Below are 19336 nucleotides of genomic sequence, written 5' to 3'. Positions count from 1 at the left end.
ACCTTGAAAAAACTGATCAATTTCAGCGCCATCGCCCTCTTCGCTTTCAGCGCCCTGGCCCATGCTGAACAGCTGAGCGTGATGACATCGGGCGGCTTCACCGCCGCCTACAAAATCCTCGGCCCGAAATTCGCGGCCGCCACCGGCAATACCCTCGATACCCAGCTCGGGCCGTCGATGGGCAAAGCCCCGGAAGCCATTCCTAATCGCCTCGCCCGGGGTGAGCACGCCGACGTGGTGATCATGGTCGGCTACGCCCTCGATGACCTGATCAAGCAAGGCAAGGTCGACCCGGCCTCGCGGGTCGAACTGGCGGATTCGCGGATCGGTCTGGTGGTGCGTGAAGGCGCGCCGAAGCCGGACATCAGCAACGTCGAAAGCCTGAAGAAAACCCTGCTCGACGCAAAATCGGTGGCCTACTCCGACAGCGCCAGCGGCGTGTACATCGAGAAGGAGTTGTTCAAGAAACTCGGCGTCGAGGATCAACTGAAACCGAAAGCGAAGATGATCCCGAAAATCCCGGTGGGTTCGGTGGTCGCCACGGGCGATTATCAACTGGGCTTCCAGCAGGTCAGCGAATTGCTGCCGGTGCCAGGGGTGAGTTTTGTCGGCAAGATTCCAGAGTCGGTGCAGTCGGTGACCCGCTTCGCCGCCGGCATCCCGGTCGGCGCGCAGCATCCAAAAGAGGCCAAGGCCTTGCTCGACTACCTCGCCGCACCTGCCGCCCAGGCTGACGTGCAAGCCACCGGACTGGATTCGGTCAAGCAGTGATCGTTGGCGGCTGGACTTTCATTTCCACCACCAGCCGTTCCAGCTCCAGTGCTGCCGGGGTCAACGTACGATCCCGGCGCTTGATGATGCCGACACTGCGCATCACCTGCGGATCGGTCAGCGGCACCCGGGTCAGGATCGGATGATCCGGCCCGGGCATCGCCATCAGCGGCACCGCCGCCACCCCTAGCCCCGCCTCCACCAGCCCAATCATCGTGGTCACATGCCGTGTCTCGCAGATGCTCGGGCGTTGCGGCACGACGCCGCTCAAGGCCTGATCGAGCAGAAAACGGTTGCCCGAAGTCTTGTCGAGCGAGATGTAATCCTGCTGATAGAACTCGTCCCAGGTCACGCTGCTGCGTCCGGCCAACGGGTGATCGCGACGACACGCGACTACGTAGCTTTCCTGCACCAGCGGTTCGAATTCGACTTTGGCCTCCTGGGTCCCCATGAAACTCAAACCGAAATCCGCCTCGCCGTTGACCACTGCACTGAGCACGTCGTGGGCACTGGAATCGAGGACTTTGACTTTGATACGCGGGAATTGCTGGTGATAGCGGGCGACCACTCGCGGCATGAAGTAGTACGCCGCGGAAGGCACGCAGGCCACGGTGACATGACCGAGCCGGGTCGAAGCCACTTCGCTGATGCCCAGCAACGCCACGTCCAGGTCATCGAGCAAACGCTCGACGCTGGGCATGAAGCCGCGCCCGGCCTGGGTCAGGCTGACCTTGCGCGTGGTGCGTTCGAACAGTTTTACACCGAGGGCATCTTCGAGCTTTTCGATACGTCGGCTCAGGGCCGGTTGAGACAGGCGCACAGTGTCGGCGGCCTTGCGGAAACTGCCCTGTTCGACCACAGCGCGAAAGGCTTGCAGGTCGTTGAGGTCGAAGTTGATGGCCATGGCGGGACTCGGAGAGACTGATTCGCAGAGGCTATCAATGTAACCAATTGATGCGGGTTTTTACACAACCCGTTCCGTCGAAAATTGCCGCTGGATGGCAGCAAGGTTGCGCCGCCGAATCCAGCCGCTGGCCAGACGAATCAACAGCCAGTAAAGGGTAAACAGCATTTTGCTGCGCGTGGTGGCGCAATACACGAAGGTTTCGGTGCGCAGCGTACGCATGCCTTGAGGATGTTCGACGACCTGAAAACGCAGCAGCAGTTTGGCTACGTGTGGGTCATCCAGAACTTTGAATGCATGAGCGTCAGCGATGTGGCCGGTCTTCAGATCAGGGCGCCAGAAGCGTCCGGCCAGGCCTAGAGACACTTCAGTCGAAGTGCGTTCGAGCAAGGTGAAAGCGTCAAAGCCGAACGGCGCAGGTTCCTGCGGCACTGTTCGGTCGCCAAACGTGCGCAGTATTTTCCCCGGCAGTTCGCGCAGAGACAGCAGCGCATCGACGACGCGGTCATCGCGCATGTTCAGCGCGCAAACTGCGGCGATGATGGCCTCGGGTTGCGCACGAATCGGGCCTGACTCATGGCGCTCGTGAAACTGGAACAGCGGAAGAAACGGCGAAGGATATTCCCATAGCAGATTGTCCTTGCGCCCGATGATGCCCAGTGCGTTGAAAAAGGTGCGGCTCATGACAGCTGTCTCGTTCGATCAGTCGATTTGAACCCGGGCACGGCAGCTTTGCGGGTGGATGCGGGCATCGCCGCGAAGCTGCCGTGTATTGCCTTATTCAGGCTTGCAAACGCTCACTGACTGCCTGAGCGATTTTTTCCGGCACATCGCAAGGCGCCACGGCGACGGTCTGGCGCAGGTCCGCCTTCAACGCGCCCCACGACAACCCGGCACCGAAACCGCACAGCACAACGTGTTCAGCCTGCGGCGTACCCATCGCGGCGTGGCGCGACAACACGATCGGAATCGAGGTAGAGCTAGTGTTGCCGACGCCATCGATGTCGACCGGCATTTTCTCCGGCGCCACCCCAATCATCCGCCGCAGGTAGTTGAGCATGAACTCGTTCGCCTGATGCAGCACCAGCAAGTCCAGCGTAGCCGGACTCAACCCCGTGGCATCGAGCAAGGCCTTGACGGTCTGCGGTACCCGGTTCAGGGCAAAGTTCATCACCGCCGTGCCGTCCATCTGCAAGCGCTGGATAGTCGCGCAGACCGGATTGCCCTCCTCTCTGGCGTAGGCAATGTCGGACTGCAGCGCAGTACCGCCGCTGCCGTCGGCGCCGCAGATGAATTCGAATTTGCCTTCACCCGCTTCCAGCAAGGTCGCCGAAGCGGCGTCACCAAAGAGCATTTTCACGTGACGGTCGCGCTCGTCGAGGATCCGCGTGGTGACGTCACCGGTGCACAGCAGGATCTTCTTGCAGGCGCCGGAGGAGATCAGCGCACCCGCCTGGACCAGCGCACTGATGTAGCCGGAGCAGCCAGCGGCCACGTTCAGCACCAGACAATGCTGTGGCAGGCCGAGCGCCTGCTGCACCACGAAACCGACACCCGGCACCCAGGAATCCGGGGTTTGGGTCACCACGATCAAACCATCGATCTCCTCTGCCGCAGCATGCCCTTGATCGAGCAGGTTGCGGCACGCGGCGATGATCAGATCGGAGGTGTACAGGGTTTTGGTTTCGCGGATCGAATGGATGCCGGTGCTTTTCGCGATGCGCTCGACTTCCTTGGCGCCGAACAGTTCGGCGAAGTCCGCCTCGGTCAACCGTCGCTCAGGCAGTGCCGCCGAGACCGCACGGATGGCGACGCCCTCAATGGTCAGCAGGCTCATGCGGCGTCCTTGATTTTCCCGTCGATCAGATCGAACAGATCCTGCAGCATGATCACGCGCTCGATCTCCTCGCCCGACACGCTCACACCGACTTGTTCGAACACCAGCGCGATAATCCCGATTCGCGCCATCGAGTCCCAGTTCTCGCTGTTTTCCAGCCGAGTCTCACCGTGCAGTTTGTCCACCGGGATGGACAGGATTTCAGCGATGCTTTCGCGCATTTTTACCAGATCAACCATTTGTCATTTCCTTATAACGTGATGAGTAAACCGGTCTCACGACTGGGCGAGAACGCCGGGGTGACGCATTTTCTTGAAACGGCTGGTGTACAGCGGGGTCTCGGCAATGGACACCACCCTGGGCAGTTGCTCCTGCGCCAGGACACCGCGAACGTGTTGATACAAGCGAACCTTGAACGCCTCCACTGCCTCCGGCTCGATCAGCGTGAACCGCGCGGCAACGATCTGCCCGAGCAGCGGATTCGGCTGCGCGTAGACGACCACGTCGGAGACGTTTTCCAGGCCCATCAGCACGCTTTCCACGTGCGACGGAAACACCTTCTTGCCGCCGACATTGATCAGATCGACCGCCCGCCCGGTCACCCGAAAGTAGCCTTCATGTTCCTCGGCCAGATCGTGGGTGATCAGGTAGCCATCGCTCGACAGGTCACCGGCACTGGCCAGGTAGCCGAGCATGTTGGTCGCCCCGCGCACCTGCAAAATGCCGTCGACCACCCGCAGGCTGTAGTTCGGGTCGTCGATCTTCATCCACGCGCTGTCACCGTCCTTGCTGCGACATGGCAGCACGCCGATTTCCGACATCCCGTACAACTGCTGCAACTGCACTTGTGGCAGCAGGCTGGCAATGCGCTGAATCGCTTGCGGTGAACTCGGCTCCGAGCCGAAATAGATGCGCTTCAGGCTACGGGTGTCCCACTTCTGGAAGACGCCGGTGACCGTCGCCAGATTGAGCAGCGTTGGCGATACATGCAGGGTCTGCACATTGAACGATTCGATGCAGCGACCGACCTCTTGCGGCGAGCGCTCCTTGGGCAGGATCAACGTGCCGTGGGTAGCCAGCGCCTGCAGAACCGTGACCAGACCGCCGATGTGATCGAACAGTAAAAACGCCAGAATCGCGCCGCAACGCTCGGCACTCCGGTAGCGCTCGAAGAACGGCGAAATGGCATGCACCACGCCTTTGGCCGGACCTGTCGAACCAGAGGAAAACACGATGAAACCGGCCTGACGGCGCGACAGCAGGCCGTCGACGGTCGGCGGCACCCGACTGTTGTCGTGAGAGATAACCGCAAACTCCGGCGCCCCGCCGATCACGGAAAACCGTGCCCCCGCAGCGCCCGCCAGATTCGCCAGTTGCTCCTCGTCCTTGGGTACGGAAAGCGCGACCACGTTGTTGTGCAGCCACAGCGCGAACAGCATGCACACGCTGTTGAAGCTGTAGTTGTCGACCAGCAACACACTCGAATCGCGCACGGATTTTTCCGCCAGCTCTTCGCCGTAGGCGGTTATCTGCTGATGCAACTGATCATAGGTAAAGCGGCCCTCATCGCTGACAATCGCCGTTTGGTTGCCGGCGCTTTGCAGATGAGCCAAAAATTCTTCAACTTGCATACACACCCCGTCGTTCGATCAAACCGCTTGAGTTTGTGCTTGCGCCGCCGACAGCCGATCCATGATGTAGGCGATCAGCGTGCCCAGCGTGGCAAACGGTGTGGCGGTGTCGGGCAGGTCGGTGGTATCGGCCAGACGCACGTCAACGCCCAGCTGGCTGCGCAGTTTTTCCTCGACATCGACGATGATCGAAACCAGGGTCAGGGAGTCGATGCTGCCGTCCACTCCATAGAGACGGCTGTCTTCCCCACGGGACAAATCGATCGGGGTGCTCAACAACAGATCCTGTTGCCGAACGGCTGACTCGGTCAGCGCTTTGACTTGATTGAACATTCCAACATTCCTTTATTGGCTGATGCAGGTCCCTGCGTTCACTACGCTTGGGACAATGGCGGGTGCGCTTTCTGGTGATCGGCCAGCGCCGTGCGCATGTCGACGAAGATTCCGCTCTTGATCCCGTAAGCCTCGGGCGCGTCAATCACCGCCAGGATGTCTTTCGCACGTTGCGCCGGCGACACCATGTAGCCGGGCGCCAGGGCTCGTTGTTGCAGCGACTTGAGGTCGGCGAAGTCAGCGGTGCGCTGGCTGAAACTCACCTGCCGCGACAAACCGGTGTCGACGTTGCACAGGCCGAGTACGGCAAAAAAGATCTCCGGGTTTTCTTCGGCGTAGACGCCGGCCAATGCCGCCAGCGCGGCTTTCGACAGGCTGTACGGCAGCGTACCCGCGCGAAAGCGCACGCCAGCCATCGAGGCCGACAGCACGCAGGTCGCCGGCCGCTGGGCCGAAGACAACATCAGATCGAGAATGGCCTTGTTGGCCAGCACATTGACGTTGAGCACATGCTGCAATTCGTCCAGGGTGAAGTCACCGCCATGTCCCGGCACGTTGCCGCTGACCCCGGCATTGAGGAAAAACCGGTCGACGCCTTGCTCCAGAACCTCGGCAAAGTTGTCCTTGAACAGCTCGCCCATCTCACTTGGCCGCGAGAGATCGAACGGCCGAAAACGGAAATTCGGATGGTCCATCAGTGCATAGGGCTGACGCCGTGCGGTGCCAAAAACCGTATGGCCGTTTTGCAAATGCAGCTGCGCCAGCGCCTCACCGATACCGCTGCTCACACCGGTGATGAACACCCGGTGTTTGCCCTTCTCGCGCGAGCCAGCGCCGGGATTGCGTTTGACCGTGTGCATCAGAATTTACCGGCGGAGAAGCCGCCATCTACCGGCATTACGGTGCCAGTGACAAACGAAGAGGCATCACTGAGCAGCCACAGGATCGCGGCAGAGATTTCACCGGGATTGGCGAAGCGCTTCATCGCCGTGACCTGCAACTTGTGCCTGGTGGATTCCGGATTGGCTTTCAGGCGTTCCTCGGAGTTCATGCCGCCCAACGTCGGGCCCGGGCACACGGCGTTGACGCGAATCGAATGCCGCTCAGGCAAAGCCTCTTCAGCGCATTCAATCGCGCAAACCTGAGTCAACATGTTCAGCGCAGCCTTGCTGGTGGAATAGGCGCTTTGCCTGGCAACTCCCAGCAGACCGGCGCAGGAGGAGACGTTCACGATCGAGCCACCCGCATGCTTCGAGATCAGATTGGTCTCGTGCTTGAGCAACAGCAGCGGGCCCAGCAGGTTGATCTCCAGCACGCGTTTCCAGTCAGGGAAATCCATGTCGCGGATCGGTGCATGTCTGGAGGTGACGCCGGCATTGTTCACGGCCAGATCGAGTCGGCCGTGTTTGTCATTGATGATGCGGAACAGCTCGATGACCGAGGCTTCGTCGGTGACGTCACTTTTGATGAACGTGCAGTTGTCGCCGAGGCGACTTTGCGCCGTCAGGCCGTCGTCTTCGTTGCGGCCGGTGATGTAGCAGATGCAGCCGGCTTCAATGAGTTTCTGGCTGACATCGAAACCGATCCCGCGTGTGCCCCCGACAACAAGGGCGATCTTGGCGGTGAAGTTCATTTCAGGTTTTCCTCGTAGTGCTGTTGTAGTTGTTCTGGCCGTCGATAGTCAGGATTGACGCAGCAGTAGACGCGCTCGGCCATCGGTTCTTTTTTGTCGCGAAAACAAAAGGCATCGCCTCGACAGCGGTTGACCTGATCCGCTCGCCCCGCCAGTTGCTTGGCGACAAAGTGGTTGTCGGCGAGCATGGCGCGGCCGAAGCCGACAAAATCGGCATCGCCGCTGGCGATGATTTCGTTGGCTTGCGCCACGTCTGCCACCGAGCCGGTAAACCCCAGCGGAATGCGCACGAAGCGTTTCAGATAGCGGCAGCCCTCCCGCGACATGGCCAAGGCTTGTTCGGTGTTCTTGAAAAAGAAGCGGAAGGTCTCGCTGATACCCAGCGAGCAGGTAATCGCTGCGACCCCGCTGGCTTCCAGCGCCGCGACGACGTCACCCAACAGCGCCGCGTGCTGGCCTTCTTCACCGAGGCCGTCGTCCATGCCCAGGCGCACGGTGACGGCCACTTTGTGGTCGGTGGCCTGGCGAATGCCTTCGACAATCGCCAGCAGCAACTTGGCGCGCTTGAGCGGCGTACCGCCCCAGTCGTCCTCGCGTTGATTGGTCTTTGGCGAGAGAAAGCTGCTGATCAAATAGCCGTTGGACGCCTGCAACTGAATCAGCGTGGCGCCGGCCTGTTGCGCGTAACGGGCGGCAGCGCAGAACTGCTCGATGCAGCGCTGAATCTGCGCCTCTGACATCGCCACTGCCCGTGCCTGGGGATGGGCACTGAGCACCGTCGGTGAGGCGATACCGCTGGGCGTCAGAATGATCCCTTGCTTCGACGGCAAAGACTGCGGCCCGTAATGCTGCAGTTGCACCCCCAGCGGAAAACCACGCTCCCGTGCCGCTTCAAACAGCGGCCGCAGGGCCTGCGCGTGGGCTGCCGAAGTCAGGCGCAGACCGCGGCTGTTGTACCGCGCATCGGCGTCCACGCTGGCATTGCCGAGAAAACCGAAGCCGGCGCCGCCGTCCATCAAGGCTTGATAAACCGAAAAAAACGCTGGCAGCGGAAAGCCGTGTTCGTCACACAGATCCATGCCGAGCGAAGAAAAATACAGTCGGTTTTTCGCCACTGCATGCGCGCCGAAATGCAGCGCCTGGGTGGCCGCCTGCACGCTTGGGTGTTCTTTGCTCATTGCTTCAGCGCCGCCAGCGCCGGCTCATCGAGGTGAACAAAGCCGCGCTTGATCATGTCGCTGATCACCTGCAAACCGCTGAAATCCACCTCGGCAAACTCCCACGACGCATGCTCGCCCTGTCCGGCACCACGGATGCTGGCGGTGAAACTCAGCTTGCCTTCGTAGACGATGTGCAGAGTGACCGGGTCGGGCAGATCCGCCGTGGTGGTTACGCAACCGGTCTTGCCCAGACCCAACAGTTGCACCTGGGCCTTGCGCCCCTGCTGGTCGCTGACCGTGCAGGCCAGCTTCGACGCCTGCAGCGGTGCAAACCAGTCATTGGAGTAGATGAAGATATTGCGGGTCTTTTCGAACAGCGGCATATCGATCACCGTGGCCTTGGTATCGACCGTGGCGAACAGCGTCTGGCGCTGATAGAACGCAACCCGCAGATGGATTTTCTTTGGCGACGTGGCATCGCTCGGGGTCATGTTGTCGACCACCAGTTCGATCGGGTACATCAGCTCGGCGTAGGCGAAAAAGCTCGCGTTCAGCTCATTGACGCTGATGGTGACGGCGCCGCGTGCATGATCGGTGTGATGGTACAAATGGTGATAGACCGCCTGACGCGCCGCTTCGATGAACATCGTCCCCGGCACATGTTCGTGCGCCTTGCGATAGAAGAAGTAGTTGTCGGCGTTATTGATCAAGCGAAACGAACTGGCGCGGCGGATCGGCGCGATCGATTCGCACAGGGCAGCGACGGCAAACTCCAGGTTGTCGATCCTTGCTTCAGCCGATTCCAGTTGCGCGGCGACGATCTGGTAAGGCAGTGCTCGCACCTGGTTCCATTCATCATCGGCACCGACGCCGTCCATCCGGCTCTTCTTCTGCAACACGGGCGCAATCTCGAAGCGCCGCTGCTGGTTGGCGCCCGCGACGTAATTGCGCACCAACGGGTTATGCCCATTGGCCTCGATCAGTGCTTCGTTCACATACAGCGGCAAAGCGTCTCTCGGTGCACAAATCAAAACGTCGTCAGCCGAACCCTTGTGCAGAAGGTCGGGGGAAATGCTGTCGTTATTCATCATGGTCAGCTCATCTCGGTAGTTGTTGTATTTTTTCTTGTGCGGGGCTGGCGCCAGCCTCCGTCAGGAGGCTTCCATCACGTCGCGTTCCTCTTCTGCGCTCAGTTGCCTGGCGATGACGGTGGATGGCTGCCACGACTCGACACCGTGAATGACCGGTTTGTCCGCCAGAATCTGTTCAATGAGTTGTTGCTCGCGCAGACGTGCTGCCGCGATCGAACGCTCCTTGACGTGGCCGTAACCGCGAATCGAATCCGGCAGGTTCGCCCATGCGACGAACGCCGACAGGTTGTCCGAGTTCAGTTTCGGCAACAGGCGTTGCAGGGTTTGCTCGTAGTCACTCAGCAAGCGGCGTTCTTCGCGGCGCTCGGCGGAAAAGCCCAGCGGATCGAACCGGGTGTGACGCAACACTCGGCCCTTGGCCAGCACCTTCAGCAGCGGCAGAATCCAGCCGGAGAAAGCGACCTTTTTCGGCTCGCCGGTGCTTTCCTGCTTCTTGCGCAGCAGCGGCAAGGCAAAGTGGAATTTCAGGCGAATGCCACCGTCGAACCGGGCTTTGAGCGAGTCGGTGAAACTGCGGGTGGTGAGCAGCCGCGCAACTTCGTACTCGTCCTTGTAGGCCATCAACTTGAACAGGTTGCGTGCCACCGCTTCGGTCAGGGCACTCTCATCACCGGCCGCCGGCAGCGCCCGCAGCTGCTCGATGACGTTGCGATAACGCGCCGCATACGCTGCGTTCTGATAGCCCGTCAGGAACTCGCTGCGGTTGTCGATCAGTTGCTCAAGGCTTTCGCGGCGGCCGCGCATGTCGCTGATGTCGCGGATCGCAATCGTCGACACGGCATCCACTGGCTGATCGAGATAAGGCGCGGCATACGCCGGGTCCTGCGCCCACAACCGTCCCCAGGCGAAAGCCAGATGGTTGGTAGCGGCGCTGCCGGCCAGATCGATGGCCTTCTGCAGTGCCGGCAGCGACACCGGCACCGTGCCCTTCTGCCAGGCGTAACCGAGCAACAACATGTTGGCCTGCAGCGGGCTGACCAGTGCGTTCGCCAACTGTCCGGCGTCCAGACTGTGGAACTGCTCGGCGCCGACCTTCTCTTTCAAAAACGCTTGTATCGCGTCGGTTTCAATATTCAGTTGCGTGTTACGCAGCATCGCGCCGGTCTGGGTCAGCGCACTGTTGGCGATGACCACGGTTTTTTTCCGCCGCAGCGTTGCCAGTGCATCGTCTTCGCTGGCCACCACCAGATCGGCCGCGAGCAGCAGGTCGGCGCCGCCGATATCGATGCGGTGCTGGTGCAGCGCATCGGCATGACCGGCCAGACGCACATGGCTCAACACCGCACCGCCCTTCTGCGCGAACCCGGTGAAATCGAGCACGCTGACGGCGCGGCCGTCGAGGTGGGCCGCCATGGCAATGGCCCGCGCCACGGTCACGACGCCGGTACCGCCGACACCGGCCAGAAGCATTTCATACGGCCTATCGAGCGACCGTGGTGCCTGCGGCAGCGCCAGCGCTTCGGCCCGCGCCAGCACTTCGGCGCTGTCGGCCAGTTTGCGCGGACGTTGCCGTGGCTTGCCGGTCACCGTCACGAAGCTTGGGCAGAACCCCTTGATGCACGACAGATCGGTATTGCACAAGTGCGGATCGATGCGGCGTTTGGCGCCGAACGGTGTTTGCACCGGGATCACCGACAGGCAGTTGGATTTGACCTGGCAATCGCCACAGCCTTCACAGACCGCTTCGTTGATCACCACTTCGGTCTTCACCAACGGCGCCGGCAATTGCTTCTTGCGTCGACGCCCTTCGACCGCGCAGACCTGATCGAAAATCAGCACGCTGACGCCACGGGTGTCGCGCAACTGCTGCTGCACTTGCTCGAGCTTTTCCCGGTGAAACACTTCGATGCCCTGAGGCAGGCTGTCATGCGCCTGATAGCGTTGCAGGTCGTCCGCCACCACCACGATTCGCTGGGCGCCTTCGGCCTTGAGCAGCTCGACGGCTTTTTTCACCGTCAGCTTGCCGTCGATAGGCTGGCCGCCGGTCATGGCCACCGCGTCGTTGTAGAGCAGTTTGTAGGTGATGGTCGCGCCGGCCGCGATAGCCTGCCGTACCGCGAGGAATCCGGAGTGGAAAAAGGTGCCGTCGCCAATGTTCTGAAAGATGTGCGGGGTCTGCACAAACGGCGCCTGCCCCAGCCAGTCGACCCCTTCCCCGCCCATCTGCACGCTGCCGGTGGTCGAGCGTTCGGGCATGCGTGCGGCCATGGCATGGCAGCCGATACCGAGCCGCGCTTCACTGCCCTTGGGCACCTGGGTCGAGGTGTTGTGCGGGCAACCCGAACACAGATAAGGCGTGCGGCGGATCCAGTCTTCGACCCGCGAAACGCAGGGCGTAAGCCAGAAATCCGGAAGGCTCGGCTCGATACCCAGAGCTGGCAGGCGCTGCTGCAGCAGCGCGGCGATGCGCGACGGGCGCAGCTCTTCGTGATCGGAGATCAGCGCTGCGCCGTTTTCATCGGTCTTGCCGATGATCACCGCACGCTGGTCGTGGGCAGCGTTGTAATACTTCTGCTTGAGCTGCTCTTCGACGATTGCCTGCTTCTCTTCGATGATCAGCACCTTGCCGGCCCGCTGGGTCCAGGCGTCCAGCACCGGCGACAGCGGATAAACCAGGTTGATCTTGAGCAATGCGACGCCAGCATTTTCCAGCTGTTCGAGGGAAATGCCGCATTGCTGCAAGGCCTGACGTACATCGCCATAGGCCTTGCCGACCGCAGCGATGACCAGTGTCGGTTGTGCCGGCGCGGTGACCGCCGTGTCGATCGGGTTGGCCAGGGCAAAGGCCCGGGCGGCATCGAACTTGAAGGCGGTGCGGCGTTCGATCTGCATGCCCGGCAGATCCGGCCAGCGCCAGTGCAGACCGTCCGGTCCCGGATTGATCTCGGGGGTGACGAATTCGGGCAGCGGCGAGGACTCAACCGAAGTCGTTGCCTCGACCGTCTCGGTGATTGCCTTGAAACCCACCCACAAACCGGAGACACGCGACAGCGCCCAGCCCCACAGGCCGCAGCGTTCGTAGTCAGCCAGTCCCGCCGGGTGAATCACCGGCAAGCCCCAGGCCATCAGCGTGCGATCGGATTGGTGGGACATCGACGACGACACGCAACCGTGATCGTCGCCGGTAACCACCAGTACCCCGCCGTTGGGCGACGAGCCATAGGAACTGCCGTGTTTAATCGCGTCGCCGGATCGATCGACGCCCGGGCCCTTGCCGTACCACATGCCAAACACGCCGTCATACAGACGCTGCGGATCGGTTTCGACGCGCTGGGTGCCGATCAGGGCCGTTGCCGCCAGATCCTCGTTGATCGCCGGCAGAAAGCGGATGTTCGCGTTTTCCAGAACACTCTTGGCCTTGACCAGCTCGCGGTCCACGCCCCCCAGCGGCGAGCCGCGATAACCACTGACGAATCCCGCGGTGCGAATGCCGTTGGATCGATCAAGGGCAGCCTGGGACAGCAGCAATCTCACCAGGGCCTGCTGGCCGCTGAGAAAGATGCGCTCGTTGGGCTGCGCGTGTTCCCGGCAGTACATCGATCGGCTGTCATAGTTTTCGATCCGCGATAAGGTGGTTTGCGCCTCATCAGCGGCGAGTTTGTCGGGTTGCAGGCGTTGACGTTCTGAATCAATGGAATCCAAGTACACAGTTTCAAATCCTTATGAAAACTTCACATTGAATGTGCTTATTTGCGCACTACAGCAGAGGGTTGCATCAAAACTTTCGACCGCAACACGACGGTGATTCGGGCGATATGAATACCTGATCAGACGCGCAGAAAGACGCACTCGCACGGTTCCGCGACATCTCGGGAACACATCGTCTTAATTCAATCTTTCTTAATAGTCAGCGCAGAACCCGGTACAAATCTTCAATTCCTTATGAAAACTTTACTTTAAACATACTTGTATTTTCACCAATGCGAGCACAACTCAGCCTCGCCATTTTGCACAGGCGATAGTTATGGAAAACACGCAAACAGTTGTTCACCACAAAATGATTGACTTGAGTTACTGCCCCATCAAATACAAGTAAAAAGTCTCAAATCCTTGTGAAAACCTTACTTTCAACGCACAGACCCGCACGGCCGAATGCGTCACCTGCGGCTTGGAAAACAAGCGAGTGCACAGGGGCTTTTCGGCTTTTTGAAAAGGAGATGTTCTCGGCTGAACCCACGAATTCCCGGGGTTCTATCGAATGATTGTCATGATTTTGGCGACGTGACAATGACGTCGCGATTTCAGCCGCTGCACGATCCTGAGCTGCTCCCGAGCAAATGCCGGGGACGAGCTGATCGAGCCGAAATCGAAGCGGTTCCGATCCAATGGAATCCAGATACAAAGTTTCATTCCTTATGAAAACTTCACACGACCGTCCTGGTCGCTTTATTACAGCCGTTATAAAACGGCCAGCATCTCGGGCAAAAAATAGTAGGTTCGGAGCGCTCATCTTGTCAATCGTTGTAACAAACATTTAATGGTAAATCGCAAACTGTGAACTATCTGGTTCACGCAATCATCACAGTGCATTGTCCGTGGCATGGCGCTCCAGGTTTTACATTATCGAATCAGCTGTCCAACTATTGGATTAACACACGGTCATTCTTCAATCGATTGCTCAATGCAAAACTTCGTCCATCGCCAGCAATTATCGGTTAGTCACGCAATGGCTCGGCAATATCACGCCCGGGCACCCTAAGACCAAAGTATTACTTTACATAAGCGGATAACAGGAAAAGTGCCTTTTCCCGTGCAACAACTTTCAAGGCGCCTGATGCTCATCGATGCCAAGCCGTTCTAGCGCAAAAAAAGACATTGATTAAAGAATCGCTGCCCGACAGTGCTTGTGGTGTGGCAGGAAGTCAGCCTTTATCCTTGTCACCCCCGCCGTATCGCTGTCAGGAGTCAGTCCATGCCCCATGAAGGCAACCTGTTACAAGCCGCTGTCGTGTTTCTCTTCGCAGCCGTGCTCACCGTGCCTTTGGCCAAGCGTCTGCAACTGGGCGCGGTGCTCGGTTATCTGTTGGCGGGGGTAATCATTGGCCCGTCGGTGCTCGGCCTGATCGGCAATCCGCAGAGCGTTGCGCATATCTCGGAACTGGGCGTGGTGTTGCTGTTGTTCATCATCGGCCTTGAACTGTCGCCACGCCGCTTGTGGGTGATGCGCAAGTCGGTATTCGGTGTGGGCCTGGCGCAGGTGCTACTGACGGCGGCGGTGATCGGCGTGCTGGCGTTGTACGTGTTCGGTCAGCCACTGAACAGTGCGATTGTGTTGGGTCTTGGCCTGGCGCTGTCGTCCACGGCTTTCGGCCTGCAAAGCCTGGCCGAGCGCAAGGAACTGACCAGCCCGCATGGGCGGCTGGCGTTTGCGATTCTGCTGTTTCAGGACATCGCCGCGATCCCGTTGATCGCGCTGGTGCCGATGCTCGCTGGCGGCGGCCACGAAACCAGCAGTGCGGGAAGCCTCAATCATGGTTTGCAGGTGCTCGGCGGGATCGCCGTGGTGGTGGTCGGCGGACGTTATCTGTTGCGTCCGGTGTTTCGCGTGGTGGCAAAAACCGGTCTGCCGGAGGTGTCTACCGCCACCGCATTGCTGGTGGTGATCGGCACGGCGTGGCTGATGGATCTGGTCGGCGTGTCGATGGCGCTCGGGGCTTTCCTCGCCGGCCTGCTGCTGGCGGATTCGGAATATCGGCATGAACTGGAAGCGCAGATCGAGCCGTTCAAGGGCCTGCTGCTCGGGCTGTTTTTCATCAGCGTCGGCATGGGCGCCAACCTCAGTCTGCTGCTCAGCGCACCGATCACCGTGTTGGGCCTGACGCTGCTGCTGATCGGTTTGAAGTTGCCGCTGCTGTTTGTGGTCGGGCGTCTGGCCGGCGGGCTGACCAAGGTCAGTGCGATTCGCCTCGGTATCGTGCTCGCGGCGGGTGGTGAATTTGCCTTTGTGGTGTTCAAGATCGGGCGCGATCAGGGCCTGTTCGAGCCGCGCCTGTATGACCTGCTGGTGCTGACCATCACCCTGTCGATGGCGTTGACGCCTTTGCTGCTGTTGATCTGTGCGCGACTGGTCAGCCCCAAGGTGCAGCCGGTGGAGGTGCCGGAGAAATTCCGCGAGATCGACACCGAGGCTCCGCGCGTGGTGATCGCCGGCATGGGTCGGATGGGCCAGATCGTGGCGCGAATTCTGCGCGCGCAGAACATCAAGTTCGTGGCGCTGGACACGTCGGTGGAAACCATCGAGCTGTCGCGCAGTTTTGGCGGTGTGCCGGTGTTCTATGGCGACCCGATGCGCCCGGAAATCCTCCATGCGGCGAAGGTCGGCGAGGCGGAGTATTTCGTGATTGCCACGGACGATCCGGAGACCAACATCAAGACGGCCGAGATCGTGCGCAAACTGTATCCGCACATGAAGATCATCGCCCGCGCACGTAACCGTCAGCACGTACACCGCTTGGTCGATGTCGGCGCCGAGCCGATTCGGGAAACCTACTATTCGAGTCTGGAGATGAGCCGCCGCACGCTGGTCGGCCTCGGTCTGACCCAGGCCCAGGCCGATGCGCGGATCAAGCGATTCAAGCACCACGACGAACAGGTGCTGGAAGCCCAGCACGCGGTCTACGACGATGCCGCCAAAGTCCTGCAGACCGCCCAGGAAGCCCGGGCGGAGCTGGCGCGGTTGTTCGAATCGGATCAACTGGAAGAGGAAGCGCGCAAGGCCTGATCTCCTTGCACAGATCCAAGCTTCAGGCCTACAGCGCTGACGCCTTCGCGGGCAAGCCCGCTCCCACAGGTTTTGTGAACGACCGAAAACCCTGTGGGAGCTGGCTTGCCAGCGAAGAGGCCTGCACATTCAACATCAATGTCACTGGGATCAGGCCAGCTCTAATTCACGCTCTTGCTTGACCGGTGCAGTCTCAAACCGGTCCGCCAGGAACGGTGTGATATCCAGCGGCAGCGCTTCGTGGTTGACCAGTTTGTCCAGCAGCACCCCGGTAATCGCCGAAGTCAGGATGCCGGTGCGGAAGTGTCCGCAGGCATTCAGGTAACCCTCCACCCCACGCATCGGCCCGAGGATCGGCAGTTCATCCGGCGAACCCGGACGCAACCCGGCCCAGGTGCGCTTGAGATTGACGTCCTTGAGTTCCGGCAAGCAACGCACCGCGCCCTGCACCAGCCCGGCGATTTCCGGATAGGTGGTGGTGACGTCGAAACCTTTGTCTTCGGTGGTGCTGCCGATCAGGATCTCGCCGTTGTCCTTTTGCGCCACGTAGCAGTCGCTGGTGGTCAGGCAGCCGTTGAGGATTTTCGGCATGCGCTCGGTCAGCAGGATCTGGCCCTTGACCGGTTTCACCGGAATCCGCACACCGGTGGCCCACTCGCTCAAATCCGCCGCCCAGGCACCAGCGGCGTTGATCAGGGTCTTGCAGTGAAAGACGCCCTCCTCGGCCGTCTGCACGCCAGTCACGCGGGTGCCGTGGTGCAACACTCCGGTGACGTTGGTGTTGACGTAAATGTCGACGCCATTCTGCCGCGCGCCTTCCATGTAGGCATCGGCGAGACGGAACGGGCTGACCTGGTGATCGCAGAGAAACTCCAGCGCACCCCGGGCCTCGTGGCTGACACTCGGTTCGGCTTCGCGCAGCGCCGCTTGGTCGAGCCAGCGCACCTGATCGGCCAGATGCGGAATGCAACTGACGATGTGCTCGGCGTAGAGCCGGTCTTCGTCGTCATAAATGACGAATTTCAGCCCGGTCTTTTCGAACTTGAAATCCATCCCGTGTTTGTCTTTCAGCTCGCGGTGCAACGCCGGGTACAGCGCGTTGGACTGCAAGGCGAAATCGAAGAACGACTCCGGCAGGATGTGCGGGGTGCTGGCGTCCACCGCCACCGCCGCGCCCTGGGTTTCGCGTTTGCGGTTGGCCGACATCATGCGGAAGAAAATCACCCCGCAGCCCAGCCCCACTGACTCGCCGATGGCCCACAAGCCACCGGCCGAAGCGCGGGTCGCGTTACCCGGGCGCTTGGCGTCGATCAGCGCGACCTTGAGACCTTCGCGCTTGGACAATTGATAGGCGCAGGACGCCCCGATCACGCCGCCGCCGGCAATGATCACGTCGTAGAACTTACTCATGGGAAGTGGCCTCCGTGCCGACGGACTGGAACGCGGAAAAAGGAATCGGATCGATCGGGAAGCGCGGGCGCAGCCAGCCGACGTCCTTGCGCCCGGTGGCCTGGCGCAGGCGGTCGCTGCAGTAGCCGACGCACATCCGTCCCTGACAATCGCCCATGCTGACGCGAGTGCGCATTTTCAGGCTGGCGATGTCCTGCACGCCCTGCTCCAGCGCCAGATCGATGTCGGCGCGGGTCGCGTGTTCACAGCGACAGATCACCGTATCGGCGGCCGGCAAAGCGGTCTGGCCGACGCCGCGTTCGGTGTAGCGGTCGATGGCTGCACGGAAGCGCACGATGGATTTGAGTTTGCCCAGATAACGGTCGCGGCGTACCCGCGCCAGTTCTTTTTCGATCACCCCGCGTTGCAGCAGGATCGAGGTCGCCGCGATCTTGCCGGCGAGCATCGCCGCTTCACCGCCACGAATCCCGCCCATGTCGCCGGCGAGGTGCACGTGCGGCTCGTTGCTTTGCTGCCAGTTGTTCGAGTTGGCGCGCAGGTAGCCGTCGTCGCTGAAACCGTGATCGAGGCCCATCTGCTGACTGAGTTGCGTGCGCGGGATGAAGCCGTAACCGACCGCCAGGGTCTGGGCTTCGAAGCGCTCGATCTGAGTCAGATCAGGTTCCCAACTGGCCGAATACGGCGCGACAGTGACACTCTTCAGCTCGCCTTCGCCGTGCGCTTCGACCACGCCCCAGCCGTAGTTCATCGGGATACCGTGCAGTTTCAGATACGCGAGCATGCTCAGGCCGTCGAGAAACAGTTGCGGTTTGTTCAGCAGCGCCAGGCTTTCGCGGGCGATCTTGCCGAAGGCGCAGGCTTCATACACGCCCGCGACCTTGACCCCGGACGCGTGCAACTGCGTCGCCACCAGCGGCAGCAGCGGCCCGGTACCGGCGATGATCACCGGCCCTTGCGGCTTGACCACGCCACTTTTGATTTGCAGCTGCAGGCCGCCGAGCATGATCACCCCCGGCAGGGTCCAGCCGGGGAACGGCACGCTGCGCTCGTGGCAACCGGCAGCCAGGAGCAATTGCGGGTACGCGATCTCGTGCAGTTGCTCATCGCCGTCGAGCACCACCAGCGCACGGGTGCCTTCGGCGCCGACCACGCGGTGATTGAGGCGCACATCGATCAGCCCGGATTGCTCCTGGAAATCACCGTGCAGTTTGTTCAGTGCTTCGGAATAGCGCGGCCCCAGATAATCCAGTTGCACGCCGTCACGCAGCGGCCCGCGATAGACCACGCCGCCAAGGCGCGAGGCTTCTTCGAGCAAGGTGCAGCGCACACCGTGGCGAGCCAGTTCAATGGCCGCCGCCATCCCCGCCGGACCACCGCCGACGATCACCGGTTGCAGGCTCATACGACCTCCTGCTCGTTGATGCGGTTGACCTGGGTTTCAATCTGCATGCCGTCGCGCACCACGGTCTGACAGGCGCGGCGCTTGTGGCGACCGTTGATTTTCACCAGGCAGCACTGGCACACGCCCATGCCGCAGTAGGCGCCGCTGATCTGGTTGTGATCGTTGCGTGCGACCTGACGCACGCCGAGGGACTGAATGACGCTGAGGACGGTTTCGCCGATGGCCGCGGTAACCGGTTGGCCGTTGATGTGGACGGTCATATCCGCCTGGGTCAGGGGCTGGATATCGAAGGTGCGTTCTAGGCAGTGCATTACGATGTTCATCCGTGAAAAGGTTCAGGGGTAAGTGTTACGTCAGCTCCTTGCTGCTCTACACCGTGCGGC

Annotated in this window: 16 protein-coding genes; 2 read left to right on the top strand and 14 right to left on the bottom strand. The window is 60.8% G+C overall.

Annotated elements, in window-relative coordinates:
• Positions 1-3: 3 nt before the first annotated feature.
• Positions 4-771, top strand: coding sequence for a substrate-binding domain-containing protein (locus AC27VU_RS20655; protein ID WP_003223971.1), 768 nt, complete (start codon positions 4-6; stop codon positions 769-771).
• Here the strand turns inward: AC27VU_RS20655 and AC27VU_RS20650 are convergent.
• From AC27VU_RS20650 to AC27VU_RS20600, 11 genes are all read right to left on the bottom strand, one after another.
• Positions 761-1675: a LysR family transcriptional regulator gene (locus tag AC27VU_RS20650; protein ID WP_045122393.1), complete on the bottom strand. Its 915-nt coding sequence runs from the start codon at positions 1673-1675 to the stop codon at positions 761-763. The genes AC27VU_RS20655 and AC27VU_RS20650 overlap by 11 nt on opposite strands.
• Positions 1676-1735: 60 nt before the next feature.
• Positions 1736-2359 (bottom strand): hypothetical protein, encoded by a 624-nt coding sequence (locus AC27VU_RS20645; RefSeq protein WP_488724812.1) that lies wholly within the window; start codon positions 2357-2359, stop codon positions 1736-1738.
• A 97-nt stretch (positions 2360-2456) separates the two neighbouring features.
• Positions 2457-3512 (bottom strand): ketoacyl-ACP synthase III, encoded by a 1056-nt coding sequence (locus tag AC27VU_RS20640; RefSeq protein ID WP_488724811.1) that lies wholly within the window; start codon positions 3510-3512, stop codon positions 2457-2459.
• Entirely contained in the window at positions 3509-3751 is a 243-nt protein-coding gene (locus tag AC27VU_RS20635; protein WP_488724810.1) for an acyl carrier protein, read from the bottom strand. Before AC27VU_RS20635 ends, AC27VU_RS20640 begins: the two co-directional genes overlap by 4 nt.
• A 36-nt stretch (positions 3752-3787) precedes the next feature.
• A complete protein-coding gene (locus tag AC27VU_RS20630; protein ID WP_488724809.1) occupies positions 3788-5143 on the bottom strand; it encodes a long-chain fatty acid--CoA ligase in 1356 nt (451 codons plus the stop codon).
• An 18-nt stretch (positions 5144-5161) separates the two neighbouring features.
• Positions 5162-5476 (bottom strand): hypothetical protein, encoded by a 315-nt coding sequence (locus AC27VU_RS20625; protein ID WP_473019353.1) that lies wholly within the window; start codon positions 5474-5476, stop codon positions 5162-5164.
• Positions 5477-5517: 41 nt separating this feature from the next.
• Positions 5518-6336 (bottom strand): SDR family oxidoreductase, encoded by an 819-nt coding sequence (locus AC27VU_RS20620; protein WP_488724808.1) that lies wholly within the window; start codon positions 6334-6336, stop codon positions 5518-5520.
• Entirely contained in the window at positions 6336-7109 is a 774-nt protein-coding gene (locus AC27VU_RS20615; protein WP_003223958.1) for an SDR family NAD(P)-dependent oxidoreductase, read from the bottom strand. Before AC27VU_RS20615 ends, AC27VU_RS20620 begins: the two co-directional genes overlap by 1 nt.
• Positions 7106-8287 carry an oxidoreductase gene (locus tag AC27VU_RS20610; protein ID WP_488724807.1) on the bottom strand — a complete coding sequence of 394 codons (1182 nt, stop codon included), beginning with the start codon at positions 8285-8287 and terminating at the stop codon, positions 7106-7108. The genes AC27VU_RS20615 and AC27VU_RS20610 overlap by 4 nt, the downstream gene beginning before the upstream one ends.
• The gene (locus AC27VU_RS20605) at positions 8284-9360 is read right to left on the bottom strand and encodes an AfsA-related hotdog domain-containing protein (protein ID WP_488724806.1); all 1077 of its coding nucleotides are present in this window, start codon (positions 9358-9360) and stop codon (positions 8284-8286) included. Before AC27VU_RS20605 ends, AC27VU_RS20610 begins: the two co-directional genes overlap by 4 nt.
• 60 nt (positions 9361-9420) lie before the next feature.
• Positions 9421-13068, bottom strand: a complete 3648-nt coding sequence (locus tag AC27VU_RS20600) for an indolepyruvate ferredoxin oxidoreductase family protein (protein WP_488724805.1) — start codon at positions 13066-13068, stop codon at positions 9421-9423.
• 1264 nt (positions 13069-14332) lie between these two features.
• On the opposite strand from AC27VU_RS20600, the gene AC27VU_RS20595 reads away from it, so the two are divergent.
• Positions 14333-16141, top strand: a complete 1809-nt coding sequence (locus tag AC27VU_RS20595; protein ID WP_003223951.1) for a monovalent cation:proton antiporter-2 (CPA2) family protein — start codon at positions 14333-14335, stop codon at positions 16139-16141.
• Positions 16142-16291: 150 nt separating this feature from the next.
• Here the strand turns inward: AC27VU_RS20595 and hcnC are convergent, their stop codons facing one another.
• The 3 genes from hcnC to hcnA are packed head-to-tail and all read right to left on the bottom strand — an operon-like array spanning position 16292 to position 19264.
• Positions 16292-17551 carry a cyanide-forming glycine dehydrogenase subunit HcnC gene (gene hcnC / locus AC27VU_RS20590; protein ID WP_103520250.1) on the bottom strand — a complete coding sequence of 420 codons (1260 nt, stop codon included), beginning with the start codon at positions 17549-17551 and terminating at the stop codon, positions 16292-16294.
• On the bottom strand, positions 17544-18953 hold the full coding sequence (gene hcnB / locus AC27VU_RS20585; RefSeq protein WP_488724804.1) for a cyanide-forming glycine dehydrogenase subunit HcnB: 1410 nt from the start codon (positions 18951-18953) through the stop codon (positions 17544-17546). The genes hcnC and hcnB overlap by 8 nt, the downstream gene beginning before the upstream one ends.
• On the bottom strand, positions 18950-19264 hold the full coding sequence (hcnA, locus tag AC27VU_RS20580) for a cyanide-forming glycine dehydrogenase subunit HcnA (RefSeq protein ID WP_047602019.1): 315 nt from the start codon (positions 19262-19264) through the stop codon (positions 18950-18952). The genes hcnB and hcnA overlap by 4 nt, the downstream gene beginning before the upstream one ends.
• Positions 19265-19336 lie beyond the last annotated feature (72 nt).

It is taken from the genome of Pseudomonas sp. 14P5.3.2 (genome assembly GCF_057799175.1).
This window is presented reverse-complemented; position numbering and strand designations above follow the sequence as displayed.

Bases quoted from the DNA above. Each gene is read 5' to 3' on its own strand.
- AC27VU_RS20650 (WP_045122393.1), bottom strand. From the start codon at position 1,675: ATGGCCATCAACTTCGACCTCAACGACCTGCAAGCCTTTCGCGCTGTG.
- AC27VU_RS20645 (WP_488724812.1), bottom strand. From the start codon at position 2,359: ATGAGCCGCACCTTTTTCAACGCACTGGGCATCATCGGGCGCAAGGAC.
- AC27VU_RS20640 (WP_488724811.1), bottom strand. From the start codon at position 3,512: ATGAGCCTGCTGACCATTGAGGGCGTCGCCATCCGTGCGGTCTCGGCG.
- AC27VU_RS20635 (WP_488724810.1), bottom strand. From the start codon at position 3,751: ATGGTTGATCTGGTAAAAATGCGCGAAAGCATCGCTGAAATCCTGTCC.
- AC27VU_RS20630 (WP_488724809.1), bottom strand. From the start codon at position 5,143: ATGCAAGTTGAAGAATTTTTGGCTCATCTGCAAAGCGCCGGCAACCAA.
- AC27VU_RS20625 (WP_473019353.1), bottom strand. From the start codon at position 5,476: ATGTTCAATCAAGTCAAAGCGCTGACCGAGTCAGCCGTTCGGCAACAG.
- AC27VU_RS20620 (WP_488724808.1), bottom strand. From the start codon at position 6,336: ATGCACACGGTCAAACGCAATCCCGGCGCTGGCTCGCGCGAGAAGGGC.
- AC27VU_RS20615 (WP_003223958.1), bottom strand. From the start codon at position 7,109: ATGAACTTCACCGCCAAGATCGCCCTTGTTGTCGGGGGCACACGCGGG.
- AC27VU_RS20610 (WP_488724807.1), bottom strand. From the start codon at position 8,287: ATGAGCAAAGAACACCCAAGCGTGCAGGCGGCCACCCAGGCGCTGCAT.
- AC27VU_RS20605 (WP_488724806.1), bottom strand. From the start codon at position 9,360: ATGATGAATAACGACAGCATTTCCCCCGACCTTCTGCACAAGGGTTCG.
- AC27VU_RS20595 (WP_003223951.1), top strand. From the start codon at position 14,333: ATGCCCCATGAAGGCAACCTGTTACAAGCCGCTGTCGTGTTTCTCTTC.
- hcnC (WP_103520250.1), bottom strand. From the start codon at position 17,551: ATGAGTAAGTTCTACGACGTGATCATTGCCGGCGGCGGCGTGATCGGG.
- hcnB (WP_488724804.1), bottom strand. From the start codon at position 18,953: ATGAGCCTGCAACCGGTGATCGTCGGCGGTGGTCCGGCGGGGATGGCG.
- hcnA (WP_047602019.1), bottom strand. From the start codon at position 19,264: ATGCACTGCCTAGAACGCACCTTCGATATCCAGCCCCTGACCCAGGCG.